The organism is Burkholderia sp. Tr-20390 (assembly GCF_017104595.1).
Lineage (GTDB): Bacteria > Pseudomonadota > Gammaproteobacteria > Burkholderiales > Burkholderiaceae > Burkholderia.
Genome location: NZ_JAAGPC010000208.1, coordinates 1 through 14,511, shown reverse-complemented (window position 1 = coordinate 14,511; position 14,511 = coordinate 1). Strand labels below are relative to the sequence as shown.

Here is a 14,511-nt window from a genome sequence, read left to right as displayed (position 1 = left end):
GCACGACGAAGCGCCTTTCCAGCTCGGCCGCTGCCGGGCGTTGCGGTTCGACGGCGAGGTCGTGCGGCAGTACTACCCGCGCTGGTATGGCGCGAGCCGGCCGGACGTGCCCGGTGAAGGCAGCACGCAACTGCTGAAGGTGGGCCAGGGCGACGCGATGCTGGTGCAGGAACGCATCGCGCTCGAAGGCGCCGCGCCGCGCTACCTGCGGCTCGACTGGCTCGACGGTGCGCCCGCGATCGCGTCGATCGACGTTGAAACGCATCCGCGCGACGCACGCGGGACCGACACCGCCTCCGTGCCGCGCCAATGGCGCGACGCCGTGCGCGTGCGGGCCGGCGCCACGCCAGGCGAGTATCTGTTCGACACCGACGGCGCGTATCCGGTCGACCGCGTGCGCATCGACCTGCCGCAGCCGAACACCGTGGCGCGCGCGACGCTGCAGAGCCGCGCCGACGCGCAGGCGCCGTGGCGCGACGTCGCGGGCGCCGTGCTGTTCCGGCTGCAGGGCAAGGCCGGTGAGCAGCGCAATCCGCCGCTCGAATTCGCGGCGAATACGGATCGCGCGTGGCGGATCGTCGTCGACATGCGCAATGGCGGATTCGGCGGCGGCCAGCCGGCCGTCGCGATCGGCTGGCATCCGGCCGCGCTGACGTTCGTCGCACGCGGCACGCCGCCGTTTACGCTCGGCGTCGGCGACGCGTCGCTCGTGTCGTCGGCCGTGAGCCGCGACGCATTGCTGGTGGGCATGGCGCCCGAAGTGCGGCCCGCGCGGGTCGGCGCGGCGCTGCCGGTGTCGGCGGTCGCGCCGGCGTCAGCCGCCGACACGGACGCACCGCGCCGCTACGTGCTGTGGGGCGCGCTGGTCGTCGCGGTCGGCGTGCTCGGCACGATTGCGTGGCGCCTCGCGAAAGGCGGTGGCGATACGCACGGCCGCGACGGGTGACGCCGCGCGGCCATGCGCACCACCCTTCTTTATGCGCCGTTTATCTCGCGTGCCGGTTTCTTTCGACGGTCGCAATGCATAACTGCGTACAGTCGTCGCATCGGAACCACGATGCGACGACATGCAGGAAACCTATCCATCGTATGACCGGCCGGCGCCGCGCACACGCGTGCGCCCGGCCCTGCGGCTGAAGCGGCTTCTGCTGCTCTTCCCGATCGTGCTGCCGCTGTCGGTCGCATGGCCCGCGCATGCCGACGACACGCCCGCAGCGCCGATCGGCGCCGCCAGCACGCCCGAACCCTCGCTTCCCCCGACGCTCGACACGATCGTCACCGCGCTGCGCAACCGCTTTCACGTCGCATACGCCGACGCGCGCACGATCGCGCGCGCGGTGCAGACCGAATCGGATCGCTACGGGCTCGCACCGGCGCTGCTGCTCGCGATCATCGCGGTCGAGTCGGGCTTCGATCGCCACGCGGTCAGTGTCGCCGGCGCGCGCGGATTGATGCAGGTGATGCCCACCGCCCATCGCGATCTCGTCGCGCATGTGAAGGATCTTTCCGATCCGGCCACCAACGTGCGGATTGGCGCGGCGATCTTCCGCGGCTATCTCGACGATGCGGACGGCGACGTCGAAACCGCGCTCGTGCGCTACAACGGCGGCACGAAGCGCTATGCACAGCGGGTCGCGCTGCGCGTGCAGCAATTCGATGCGCAGCTACGCCGTTCGAACGGCGCGGCAAGCGACGCGCTGCGGACGGCCGCGAACCCCTGAGCGCGTCGCTACCGCGCGCCGTCGAGCCGGTAGCCGGCGCCCGTCTCCGTGACGATGTACGCGGGCCGCCGCGGATCGCATTCCAGCTTGCGCCGCAGGTGGCCGACATACACACGCAGGTCGTGCGCATCCTTGCCGTGCGCCGCGCCCCACACCTCGCTCAGCAGGCGGTCGTGCGTCAGTAGCCGGCCCGCGTGATGCGCGAGCGCGGCCAGCAGCCGGAATTCGATCGGGCTCAGATGCACGCGCGCCCCGCCGCGCAGCACCTGGCGATCGCCGAGATCGACGGTCACGTCGCCGAAGCGCACGCACACCGCATCGATGCGCCCGCCGCCGGCTTGCCGCCGCAGGTGCGCACGCATCCGCGCGATCAGCTCGGCGGCGCCGAACGGCTTGGTCACGTAATCGTCCGCGCCCGCGTCGAGCGCCGCCACCTTGTCGCTTTCCGCGCTCAGCGCCGACAGCACGACCAGCGGCGCGGCCGAGCACGCACGCAGCGCGTGGATCAGTTCGGTACCGCCGAGATCTCGCAGGTTCGTGTCCACGACGATCAGGTCGGGACGTCGCGCGCCGACGGCCGCCACGCCCGCCGCTCCGGTCGCGGCCTCGAAGACGTGCATGTGTTCGGCCTTCAGCGCGACACGGACGAAATGCCGGATGAACCTGTCTTCGTCGACGATCACGATGACGACGCTCGGTTCGCTCATGCGGCAGCGCCTTCGTCCGGTGCATGGTGCGCGCCCATGCTCAGGCCCATCCGCATGCCACCAGCACCATGTCGATCAGCTTGATGAACGGGAACGGCAGCAGTACGCCACCGAGGCCATACAACAGCAGGTTCCTGCGCAGCAGCGGCGCGGCGCCGAGCGGGCGATAGCGCACGCCCTTCAGCGCGAGCGGAATCAGCGCGACGATGATCAGTGCGTTGAAGATCACCGCCGACAGGATCGCCGACGCCGGCGACGCGAGGTGCATCACGTCGAGCACGCGCAGTTGCGGATACGTCGTCGCGAATGCGGCCGGGATGATCGCGAAATACTTCGCGACGTCGTTCGCGATCGAGAACGTCGTCAGCGAACCGCGCGTCATCAGCATCTGCTTACCGATCTCGACGATCTCGATCAGTTTCGTCGGGTTCGAGTCGAGGTCGACCATGTTGCCGGCTTCCTTCGCCGCCTGCGTACCCGTGTTCATCGCGACCGCCACGTCTGCCTGCGCGAGCGCCGGCGCGTCGTTGGTGCCGTCGCCGGTCATCGCGACCAGACGGCCCGCCGCCTGATGCTCGCGGATCGTCGCGAGCTTGGTTTCCGGCGTCGCTTCCGCGAGGAAATCGTCGACGCCCGCCTCCGCCGCGATCGCCGCGGCCGTCAGCCGGTTGTCGCCCGTCACCATCACGGTCTTGATGCCCATCTTGCGCAGTTCCGCGAAGCGCTCCTTGATACCGCCCTTCACGATGTCCTTCAGCTCGATTACGCCGAGCACGCGGGCAACGCCGTCGACGCGCTCCGCCACCGCGAGCGGCGTGCTGCCGCGACGCGCGATGTCGGTCACGACCGCGTCGACTTCGCGCGTGACGTGGCCGCCGTGGGACTCGACATAGTGCTTGATCGCATCCGCCGCGCCTTTGCGGATTTCACGGCCGGGCGCCCCGGAGGAAGTCCCGTTGGGGAACAGGTCGACGCCGCTCATCCGCGTCTGCGCGCTGAACGACAGGAACACCGGGTGCAGCGCCTGCATGTCGCGCTCGCGCAGGTTGAAGCGCTGCTTCGCGAGCACGACGATGCTGCGGCCCTCCGGTGTTTCATCGGCCAGCGACGACAGCTGCGCGGCATCGGCCAGCGCTTCCTCGGTCACGAACGGCGCGGGCACGAACGCCGACGCCTGGCGGTTGCCGAGCGTGATCGTGCCGGTCTTGTCGAGCAGCAGCACGTCGACGTCGCCCGCGGCTTCCACCGCGCGGCCCGACGTCGCGATCACGTTCGCCTGCATCATCCGGCTCATCCCGGCCACGCCGATCGCGGACAACAGCCCGCCGATAGTCGTCGGAATCAGGCACACGAGCAGCGCAACCAGTGCGGTGATCGTCACGACATGGCCGGCCTTCATCGCCTCGACCGCGAACGTCGAGAACGGCAGCAGGGTGGCAGTGGCGAGCAGCATCACGATCGTCAGCGCGACGAGCAGGATCGTCAGCGCGATCTCGTTCGGCGTCTTCTTGCGCTTCGCGCCTTCGACCATCGCGATCATCCGGTCGAGGAACGCCTCGCCCGGATTGACGGCGACGCGCACGACGATCCAGTCGGACAGCACGCGCGTGCCGCCCGTCACCGATGAGAAATCGCCGCCCGCCTCGCGGATCACCGGCGCGGATTCGCCGGTGATCGCCGATTCGTCGACCGACGCGACGCCTTCGATCACGTCGCCGTCGGCCGGGATCGTGTCGCCGGTTTCGACGAGCACGACGTCGCCCTTGCGCAGGTCGGTCGACGCCATCACTTCGACGACCGCCTTCGCACGCGGCGCCGAGAGCTTTTTCGCGACCACGTTGTGTTTCGCACTGCGCAGCGAGGCGGCCTGCGCCTTCGAACGCCCTTCCGCGAGCGCTTCGGCGAAGTTCGCGAACAGCACGGTGAACCACAGCCACAGCGCGATCGCGACGATGAAACCGGCGGGCGCTTCGGCCTGGCCGAACAGCGCGGCGATCCACAGGATCGTCGTCAGGATGCTGCCGACGTACACGCAGAACATCACCGGGTTGCGGAACTGCGTGCGCGGCGTGAGCTTCCTGAACGAATCGGCGATCGCGGGGCGCACGAGCGCGGGGTCGAACATCGAGCGCGCGGCCGTGCGCGGATGGCCTGGCTGCGCGGGGCGCGGACCTGTCATGGGTGAGAGAGACATGGCGGTTTCCTTTGCCGGCACGCCTGCGCATCGGCATCCGGCATCGGTCAGGCGAGCCGGCGGCCTTCACGCATGCTCGCGTGCGGCTTCCGTTTTCCACGCAACCATCTTATGAAGGTTCGCGTGAAGATCGCGGCAAAGGATCGCGTCACGGTATAAAAAGCGCGTAAACGTCCGTTTCGCCGCGGCGCGGCGGGGGTGTCTCAAGGGCCGTACACGAGCGGGAGCGCCACACTCCGCTCATCCGACGCTTACGCGGCAAAGCTGGAAAACGAATCGGCGCGCGGCGCTCAGCCGAACGTATAGCGCCCGTGCTGACGCGGACGCCACGGCGACGAGCGGCAACTCGCGGCACCGGCCGCGCGTCGTGCCGCCCAGCCTGCGCCACGGCGCACGTGCTGGCCGCGCCGGGCAACGGCGACCATGCGCGACGGCAACGCATACGCAAGACGCCGCACGGCCGCCACGCGCGCGGCCATGCGCGACGCCGGCGACGCGCGGCGCGCAAGGTGGGCGACAGGCCGCTTGCAGAGGATCGCGCTGTCGTAGCGCTTGCCGTCGAAGCGCATCACGTCGACGACGTCGAAACCCTGTGCACCGTAGAACGCAAGCAGGTGCGAAGCGGGGTGCGGCGTATCGAGTGCGAGCAGCGTATAGCCGCGCAGCGCGGCCCACTGTTCGGCGAACGCCAGCAACAACGCGCCGATCCCGCGGCTCTGGCAATCGGGGTCCACCGCCACCTGCCGCACGCTCGCGACGCCTTCGCGCCGGTACAGCGAGCACGCCGACGACGGATCGGTCGCATACAGCGTGGCCGTGCCGATCACGCGCCCGCCGCACACGGCGACGTAGCACTCGCCCGCTTCCGCGCGGCGGCGCGTGACGTCCTCGCTCTGGTCGACGCACGTGCAGTTGAGTCCCATCGCACCGAGCCGCGCGAACGCGCGATGCAGCATCGGCGTGAGTTGTGCATAACTGTCGAAGGCCGGATCGAAACGCCGCACGATCACCCGATCGGCGCGCACGGAAGGCGGCGCGGCGGGGGTGTGTTCGGCGATCGCGTTCCAGGGTATCGACATTGCCTTGCTCCGTGGTTGGGATGCCCGAAGTCTATGAGCGCGCCAGCCGCCCTCGCAAGAAAAAATGTCGTAAAAGTTTGGGGAAATGCGCGCGGGAGAGACCCGTGCAACGGTGCGAGCCGCGGCGCTGCGCGGGTCGTTGCGAACGGATGAAAGTGCGCCGATCGTTGTTTGCGCAAGCAACGCATCTCGTGGCCGGATCACGCGTCGGCATGTGTCGTTGACACATGCGGCGGCGCCATCCAGACTCGCTGGATCCTCCCCGCTCCGAGCGCGCTCATGATCACCTGCTACCTTCGCTACGTCATCGATCCGTACAAGCTCGACCAGTTCGAAACCTACGGCAGGATGTGGATTCCGCTCGTCGAAAAGTTCGGCGGCACGCATCACGGCTACTTCCTGCCGTCCGAAGGGGCGAACAACATCGCGCTCGCGATGTTCTCGTTCCCGAGCCTCGCCGAATACGAGCGTTACCGCGAACGCTCGATGGACGATCCGGCCTGCCAGGCCGCATTCCGCTACGCGGAGGAAACACGCTGCATCGTCAGCTACGAGCGCAGCTTCTTCCGGCCGGTGTTCGAGTAATAGGTAACGGGCAACGGGCAACCGCCCGCCACATCGCGCCCCTTTTCCTGACCGGGACGAAAAAAAGCCCCGCCTGCATCCGCGCGGCGGGGCCAACCCATGTCAGTAGAGACATCATGGAGGAGACGGGCCCATCTTATCGACCGCGGCCCGCCGTCCCAACCAAGCATTTCTGCTATCGATCTGGGCGCCCGCGCACACGATTGCCCCTGCCGCGCGGCATATCGATAGAACGAAAAGTCGTTTTCAGAGTGGCGGCGGGGTCGTTACCATCTGGTTTTAAGCCTGTGCTTAGCCGGGCAAGCCATCCCCCAGGAGCGCCCCTTGACTGCATTCGATCAACACCGCCGCCCGTTCGTCGTCGGCATTGGCGGTACCACCCGGGCAGCGTCGTCGACCGAACGCGCGCTGTCGTTCGCATTGCGCGGCGCGCAAGCGGCCGGCGCACGCACGCGGCTGTTCGACGGCCCGTTCCTGCATACGCTGCCGCACTACGCGCCCGAACACAAAACGCTGACCGACGCGCAGCGCGAACTGATCGACGCCGTGCGCCAGGCCGACGCGATCATCATCGCGACGCCCGGCTATCACGGCGGCGTATCCGGCCTCGTGAAGAACGCACTCGACACGCTCGAGGAACTGCGCGCGGACGATCGCCCGTATCTCGACGGCCGTGCGGTCGGCCTGATCGTCACGGCCTACGGCTGGCAGGCGGCCGGCACCGTGCTGACGTCGCTGCGTTCGATCGTGCACGCGCTGCGCGGCTGGCCGACGCCGTTCGGCGCGACCGTGAACACGCTCGAAACGCGCTTCGACAGCGCCGACAGCTGCTCGGATCCGAAGGTCGTCGCACAGCTCGAGACGGTCGGCACGCAGGCGGCCGAGTTCGCGCTCGCGTTCGCCTCGCATCGCGCGGCCTCGCATGCGGCATCGGTCGATGCGCTCGCACCCGTGCTGAAGATCGCCAACCAGTAATTCCCCCGCCTTCCACCGCCCGCGCCCGGACGATTCCATTCGCCGGCGCGGGCGGTGCACATTCGGACGCGCGGCCACGCGCCGTGTGCGTCGGCGCCTCTCCCTGCTGCCCCTTTCCCCGCGCCGATAAGAATTCGGCCCGCCGCGTGATTTGCATTGGCCGAAAGATTGGTTCACGCCGAGGTCGGGTTTTCGTACGCTGAACCTCCGAACTTTCTCCGCGCACGCCATGAACCGTACGATCCGCTACAAGGGCTACGAAGTCGCCCCCGCTGCCGCCCGGTTGCCGAACGGGCTGTTCGCCGCCAACCTGACGATCGAGAAGGCGAGCGGCGGCCCGTCGCCGCGCGCCGTTTCGTTCGACGCGATCGATTTCTTCTTCGAGGAAGAACACGCGCTGGCCTACGCGTCCCGCTGGGGCCGCCTCTGGGTCGACACGAACGCGTGACGCACGCCTGGCCGGCGTGCGCATGGCCGCTCGAAAATACGCGTTTACGGAAGCTATGCAAGAATCTTTCGACCCGTAATCGCATAACAACAGCCATGAGTGACACGCTGCAGGAACAGCATGCAGCCGCAGATCACGCAATGCGCAACTGGACCTTCGAGAGGCAAGGTCCGGTCCGGATCGGTTCCGATGCGCACATGCAGATGTTCTGCCGCATGCTGCTCGACACACACAATCCGTACAAGCCGGCCGTGATCGACTGGCCGGCGCTCACGCCCGCCGAGCTCAAACGGCTCACGTCGCTGCCGATCTGGGACATCGCGGTGCAGACCGAAGGCCGCGCATCGATTCGCGTGGCCACCTATGCGGCGACGATCGGCAATCCGCTATTGCGCCGCGCGCTCGAGATGGACGGCGGCGAGGAAGCGCGGCACAAGGTCGTGCTGTCGAAGCTCGTCGAGGCATACGGCATCCGGCTCGCCCCCGAGCCGGCCTACCCTGCACCGAAAGATCCCGAGTGGTGGTGGATCGTCACGGGCTTCAGCGAATGCATCGACAGCTTCTTCGCGTTCGGCCTGTTCCGTTCCGCGCAGCGCTCCGGCTATTTCCCGCCCGAACTCGTTGAAACCTTCGAGCCGGTGATCCAGGAAGAAGGCCGCCACATCCTGTTCTTCGTGAACTGGTACGCGTGGTACTGGCGCTCGCTCCCGTGGTGGCGCCGGCCGTGGTTCTTCGCGCGGGTCGCGGCCGTGTGGGTGCATTTGATCCGGGAGCGCATCGGCATCGCGCGCGGCATCGATTCCGACGGCGTCGCACGTGACGCGAACTTCCCGGCAACCGGCACCGCCGATATCGGCGACGCACTCAATCCGCGCGAGCTGATCGAACTGTGTCTCGCCGAGAACGACCGGCGGATGGCCGGCTACGACAAGCGCCTGCTGCGCCCGCTGTTCGTGCCGCGCATGGCGCGGTTTGCGCTGCGGTTTCTCAAGAAGTAAGGGCGCCGCGCCGGGCAGCAGCCCGGTTGCCCCGGTTGTCCGGTCGGGCAACCGGGCAACTCGAGCCCGCCCCATCGCACGCGGTGTGGAACCTCGCTGACCTTCATCGACCTGCCTGATGTGGCGCGGCTGACACACTCACTCGCGCCCTTTTTTCTTCGGCGCTTCGGCACGCGCGGACAAATTGTCACACCCTGGATTTGACGTTTCGGGGACGTCGCCACCGATGCCGGACAGCCCCTTTTAACAACCTGTCGCCGCCAGGCGCACCATCGACGTCGGTCACGCCTGCCAGACGGATTCGCCCCGTCGCCGAATCTCATCCGATTGTCACCATCGTCGAAATAGTCAATAGGACAAATTCGAAAGATGAATGGTGACGGTTCGGTCCACCGCCCTGTAGCACTTTTTTACAAATTGGACGGGCCAACCGGCCCGAAACGCCCGTCTCGCGGGCCATCGCAGTGGACCCGATGCGTAAATCAGCACAGCCAGATGTTCGATATTTCAAATTAATTTGATTTAAAGATAATCGAGAAAATCAATATAAAAACGAAACACAAATCTTGAATTAACAAATTAACAAGATGGGAATCATATTATCACCCGGCACATCCACATACATTACATGACTGAAAGACTCCTTCGCTCCGCAAACGTTTGCTATTTCATCCATCTTACAATTGAGCATCTTCGTTGTGTAATCCAACGCACAAAACTACCGTAAGCACATGATTTTTATACGAAAAACCAAGTCGCCACCGGAAGTTTCAAACCCTGCACTAAACATTCTTACAACTTTCAAATACATTCCGCGCAGATGCATCAAAACGCGACTTATTAACCATCCTTTAACTTTCAAAACCCACTATTTATCACTTTTTATCAATCTGAAAAATCCCCCTCCAATAAACTCCGCCCATCAATTTTGAGATTCGCGCGAGCGCACGGAGTATTCCTCTAACAAAAGAGACCGGTGTGTGGCGTGCATATTTGGAGGTAGCAGGACATGAACCGCACATACCGCTCGATCTGGAACGAATCCCTCGGCGCGTGGGTCGCCGCATCGGAAATCGATTCGGCACGGGGCAAGCCGAACAAGTCGGCTGTTGCCGTCATCACAGCAGCTGTACTGGCGATCGGCCTTCCCGGGCTGGCCCAAGCGAACACAATCACCACAAGTAGCTCGTGTCTGACTGGTAGCAACAGCGCAGTCGGCCGCGTCAATCCGGGCGGCACGCAAAACCAGGCCGGCGACGGTTCCGGCACGTATTCGGTCGTGGCCGGCTGTAACGCCAACGGCAACGGCTGGACCGGTGTCACGGTATATGGCTCATTCGCACAGGCGAACGGCAACGGCGCGGTCGCCACCGGCATGCAGTCGTCGGCGGGCCTGTGGGGCGTCGCCGCTGGCCTCGAAACCACCGCCAGCGGCACCGGCGCAACAGCCCTCGGCTTCGGCTCGACGGCGAGCGCACTGAACTCGGTCGCGATCGGCGGCGCGGGCGGCAACGGCTCGACGCCGCTGTCACAGGCAAACTCGACCCTCGCATCGGGAGCGGGTTCGATTGCAATCGGCAGCAATTCAACAAAGGGCGCACAGTCGGCAGCGTCGGATGGCATCGCCATCGGCGGCCAGTCGTCCGTCGCATCGAGCGCCACGTCTGGGATCGCAGTCGGCCGTGGCGCGACCGTCAATGGCGCGTACGGCATCGCACAAGGCGACGGTGTCACCTCCGGCGCGACGGGCCAAAACGTGGCGATCGGCTCGTCCGGCACCACCGCGAACAGCGGCACGGCAGGTGGCGGCGCGGTCGCGATCGGTCGAGGCCAAGTCGCAAGCGGTGACGGCGCCGTTGCGATCGGCGATCCGAACAGCGCAACCGGCACGGGTGCGCTGGCGATCGGCGCGAACAACACGTCGAATGGTTCCGGTGCGCTTGCGCTCGGCAACGGCAATTCGGCGAGCGGCACCGGCTCCGTCGCGCTGGGCAACAGCAGCACGGCAAGCAACAGCGCGGTGGCAATCGGCAGCTCCGCGAACGCGACGGGCACGAACGGCGCCGTCGCAATCGGCAATTCGGCAACCGCGACGGGCATCGGCGCGATTGCACTCGGCACCGTCGGCAGCTTCGCCGCCACCACGCGTGCGACCGGCGCAGACGCCATTGCGCTCGGCAACGGCTCGACGGCCAGCGGCGCGTCCGGCTCGGTCGCCGTCGGCTCCGCCGCCGTGGCCTCGAACAACTATGCGACGGCCTTCGGCTCGAACTCGACTGCGTCGGGTTCGGGTTCGGTCGCGTTCGCCCAAAACGCGAATGCAACGACCACCAACGCCATCGCCATCGGCGTCGGCTCGACCGCGAACGTCGCAAACTCGGTTGCGCTCGGCAGCAGCTCGGTAACGAACAGCACCGCGTCGACGACGACGGGCGGCAACACCGCCGTCAACAGCACCACGATCGGTGGCCAGACGTTCGGCAACTACCAAGCCGGGACGCCGACGGGCGGCATTGTCAGCGTCGGTCAGGTTAACGCGGAACGCCGAATCCAGAACGTCGCCGCAGGCCTCGTCAGCGCGACCAGCACCGATGCGATCAACGGCAGCCAGCTCTACGCAGTGGCGAGCACGACGACGTCGAACATCACGAGCCTGTCGACGTCGGCATCGACCGGTTTGTCGTCGGCCAACAGCTCGATCACGTCGCTGTCCACGTCGACTTCGACCGGTATCAACTCGCTGTCCACCGGCATCAGCTCGGTCAACAGCTCGGTGACTTCGCTGTCGACCTCCACGTCGACGGGCCTGTCGTCGGCCAATAGCTCGATCACCTCGCTGTCCACGTCGACTTCGACCGGCATCAACTCGCTGTCCACCGGCATCAGCTCGGCAAATAGCTCGGTCACTTCGCTGTCGACCTCCACGTCGACCGGCCTGTCGTCGGCCAACAGCTCGATCACGTCGCTGTCCACGTCGACTTCGACCGGCATCAACTCGCTGTCCACCGGCATCAGCTCGGCAAATAGCTCGGTCACTTCGCTGTCGACTTCCACGTCGACCGGTCTGTCGTCGGCCAACAGCTCGATCGGTTCGCTGTCCACGGGCCTCAGCTCGACGAAAAGCTCGGTGACGTCGCTGTCGACCTCGACCTCGACGGGTCTCTCGTCGGCCAACAGCTCGATCGGTTCGCTGTCCACAGGCCTCAGCTCGACGAATAGCTCGGTGACGTCGCTGTCGAGCTCGACCTCGACGGGCCTCTCGTCGGCCAACAGCTCGATCGGTTCGCTGTCCACGGGCCTCAGCTCGACGAATAGCTCGGTGACGTCGCTGTCGACTTCGACGTCGACCGGCCTCTCGTCGGCTAACAGCTCGATCGGTTCGCTCTCGACCGGCCTGTCGTCGACCAATAGCTCGGTCACCTCGCTGTCGACTTCGACCTCGACGGGTCTCTCGTCGGCCAACAGCTCGATCGGTTCGCTGTCCACGGGCCTCAGTTCCACGAATAGCTCGGTGACGTCGCTGTCGACTTCGACCTCGACCGGCCTCTCGTCGGCTAACAGCTCGATCGGTTCGCTGTCCACGGGCCTCAGCTCCACGAATAGTTCGGTGACGTCGCTGTCGACCTCGACCTCGACGGGCCTCTCGTCGGCCAACAGCTCGATCGGTTCGCTCTCGACCGGCCTCTCGTCGACCAATAGCTCGGTCACCTCGCTCTCGACCTCGACCTCGACCGGCCTCTCGTCGGCCAACAGCTCCATCGGTTCGCTGTCCACGGGCCTCAGCTCGACGAATAGTTCGGTGACCTCGCTGTCGACTTCCACGTCGACGGGTCTGTCATCGGCCAATAGCTCGATCACCTCGCTGTCCACGTCCACATCGACCGGTATCAACTCGCTGTCCACGTCCACGTCGACCGGTCTGTCGTCGGCCACCAGCTCGATTACCTCGCTGTCCACCTCGACCTCGACTGCGATCGAAGCCGCGAAGACGCACTACTACAGCGTCAACGACGGTGGTGTTCAGCAAGCCAACTACAACAACAACGGCGCAACGGGCATCAACTCGCTCGCCGCCGGTGTAGCCGCCACGGCCGCGGGCGCCAGCAGTGTCGCCGTCGGCAATGCTGCCAACGCAGCCGGCGCAAGCGGCGTCGCCGTCGGCAATGCTGCGAGCGCGAGCGCAAGCAACGCGGTCGCGATCGGCCCGAATGCCGTCGCGAGCAACGTCGGCAGCGTCGCGCTGGGCAGCGGCTCCGCTACGGCCCCAGCCAACCCGACGCCTACCGGTACCGTCGGCGGCGTAACCAGCACGTTCGCGGGCGGCAATCCGACGAGCGTGGTCAGTGTTGGCAGCTCGACCAACCAGCGCCAGGTCACGAACGTTGCGGCCGGCGCGATCTCCTCGGCCAGTACCGACGCAATCAACGGCTCGCAGCTCTTTGCAACCAATGTGGCCGTGGATTCGCTGTCGACGACGGTGTCGTCGTCCAGCAGCGCAATCTCGTCGCTGTCGACTGGCCTGAGTTCGACCAACAGTTCGGTCTCGTCGCTGTCGACTTCCACGTCGACGGGGCTGTCGTCAGCCAACAGCTCGATTACGTCGCTGTCCACCTCGACCTCGACCGGCCTGTCCTCGGCCAACAGCTCGATCGGTTCGCTGTCCACCGGCCTCAGCTCGACGAATAGCTCGGTGACTTCGTTGTCGACCTCGACTTCGACCGGCTTGTCGTCGGCTAACAGCTCGATCACGTCGCTGTCGACGTCGACGTCGACGGGGCTCTCGTCGGCCAACAGCTCGATCACCTCGCTGTCCACGTCAACCTCGACCGGCTTGTCGTCGGCTAACAGCTCGATCACATCGCTGTCGACTTCCACGTCGACCGGCCTCTCGTCGACCAATAGCTCGGTCACCTCGCTGTCGACCTCGACGTCGACCGGTCTGTCGTCGGCTAACAGCTCGATCACGTCGCTCTCGACCTCGACCTCGACCGGCCTGTCCTCGGCCAATAGCTCGATCGGCTCGCTCTCGACCGGCCTCTCGTCGACCAATAGCTCGGTCACCTCGCTCTCGACTTCGACGTCGACCGGTCTGTCCTCGGCAAACAGCTCGATCACTTCGCTGTCGACTTCCACGTCGACCGGCCTCTCGTCGGCTAACAGCTCGATCACGTCGCTCTCGACGTCGACCTCCACCGGCCTGTCTTCGGCGAATAGCTCCATCACGTCGTTGTCGACCTCGACGTCGACGGGCCTCTCGTCGGCTAACAGCTCGATCACGTCGCTCTCGACGTCGACCTCCACCGGCCTGTCCTCGGCGAACAGCTCGATCACGTCGTTGTCGACCTCGACGTCGACGGGCCTCTCGTCGGCTAACAGCTCGATCACTTCGCTCTCGACGTCGACCTCCACCGGCCTGTCTTCGGCGAACAGCTCCATCACGTCGTTGTCGACCTCGACGTCGACGGGCCTCTCGTCGGCTAACAGCTCGATCACGTCGCTGTCGACCTCCACGTCGACCGGCCTCTCGTCAGCGAACAGCTCGATCACTTCGCTCTCGACGTCGACCTCGACGGGCTTGTCCTCGGCCAACAGCTCGATCGGTTCGCTCTCGACCGGCCTCTCGTCGACCAATAGCTCAGTCACCTCGCTGTCGACTTCGACCTCGACGGGTCTGTCATCGGCCAACAGCTCGATCGGTTCGCTCTCGACCGGCCTCTCGTCGACCAATAGCTCAGTCACCTCGCTGTCGACTTCGACCTCGACCGGCTTGTCCTCGGCTAATAGCTCGATCACGTCGTTGTCGA

At 65.9% G+C, this 14,511-nt stretch carries 10 protein-coding genes; 7 read left to right on the top strand and 3 right to left on the bottom strand.

The genetic code is table 11. The features are described from left to right. Both G3N98_RS34095 and G3N98_RS34090 read left to right on the top strand, forming a co-directional pair. A partial coding sequence (locus G3N98_RS34095) for a DUF3999 family protein (protein WP_241026211.1) occupies window positions 1-946 on the top strand: 946 nt, incomplete at its 5' end. Between the two features lie 121 nt (window positions 947-1,067). Next, window positions 1,068-1,721 (top strand): lytic transglycosylase domain-containing protein, encoded by a 654-nt coding sequence (locus G3N98_RS34090; protein ID WP_206150613.1) that lies wholly within the window; start codon window positions 1,068-1,070, stop codon window positions 1,719-1,721. A gap of 8 nt (window positions 1,722-1,729) precedes the next feature. On the opposite strand, the gene G3N98_RS34085 is transcribed toward G3N98_RS34090, so the two are convergent. From G3N98_RS34085 to G3N98_RS34075, 3 genes are all read right to left on the bottom strand, one after another. After that, window positions 1,730-2,428 (bottom strand): response regulator, encoded by a 699-nt coding sequence (locus G3N98_RS34085; RefSeq protein ID WP_206150612.1) that lies wholly within the window; start codon window positions 2,426-2,428, stop codon window positions 1,730-1,732. A 40-nt stretch (window positions 2,429-2,468) separates the two neighbouring features. Continuing rightward, complete coding sequence (kdpB, locus tag G3N98_RS34080; RefSeq protein WP_206150614.1) at window positions 2,469-4,553, bottom strand: potassium-transporting ATPase subunit KdpB; 2,085 nt, start codon at window positions 4,551-4,553, stop codon at window positions 2,469-2,471. A 359-nt stretch (window positions 4,554-4,912) separates the two neighbouring features. Then, the gene (locus G3N98_RS34075; RefSeq protein ID WP_206150611.1) at window positions 4,913-5,701 is read right to left on the bottom strand and encodes a GNAT family N-acetyltransferase; all 789 of its coding nucleotides are present in this window, start codon (window positions 5,699-5,701) and stop codon (window positions 4,913-4,915) included. 279 nt (window positions 5,702-5,980) lie between these two features. Here G3N98_RS34075 and G3N98_RS34070 point away from each other — a divergent pair, with 279 nt between their 5' ends. From G3N98_RS34070 to G3N98_RS34050, 5 genes are all read left to right on the top strand, one after another. Beyond that, window positions 5,981-6,286: an NIPSNAP family protein gene (locus G3N98_RS34070; RefSeq protein ID WP_089426751.1), complete on the top strand. Its 306-nt coding sequence runs from the start codon at window positions 5,981-5,983 to the stop codon at window positions 6,284-6,286. A gap of 324 nt (window positions 6,287-6,610) precedes the next feature. Next, window positions 6,611-7,261, top strand: coding sequence for an NAD(P)H-dependent oxidoreductase (locus G3N98_RS34065; protein ID WP_027790596.1), 651 nt, complete (start codon window positions 6,611-6,613; stop codon window positions 7,259-7,261). A 229-nt stretch (window positions 7,262-7,490) separates the two neighbouring features. Beyond that, window positions 7,491-7,709 carry a hypothetical protein gene (locus tag G3N98_RS34060; protein ID WP_011354057.1) on the top strand — a complete coding sequence of 73 codons (219 nt, stop codon included), beginning with the start codon at window positions 7,491-7,493 and terminating at the stop codon, window positions 7,707-7,709. A gap of 95 nt (window positions 7,710-7,804) precedes the next feature. Continuing rightward, window positions 7,805-8,707: an aminomethyltransferase gene (locus G3N98_RS34055; RefSeq protein WP_089426749.1), complete on the top strand. Its 903-nt coding sequence runs from the start codon at window positions 7,805-7,807 to the stop codon at window positions 8,705-8,707. A gap of 1,009 nt (window positions 8,708-9,716) precedes the next feature. Further along, window positions 9,717-14,511, top strand: a 4,795-nt coding sequence (locus G3N98_RS34050) for an ESPR-type extended signal peptide-containing protein (protein WP_277396937.1), incomplete at its 3' end; no start/stop codon positions are given.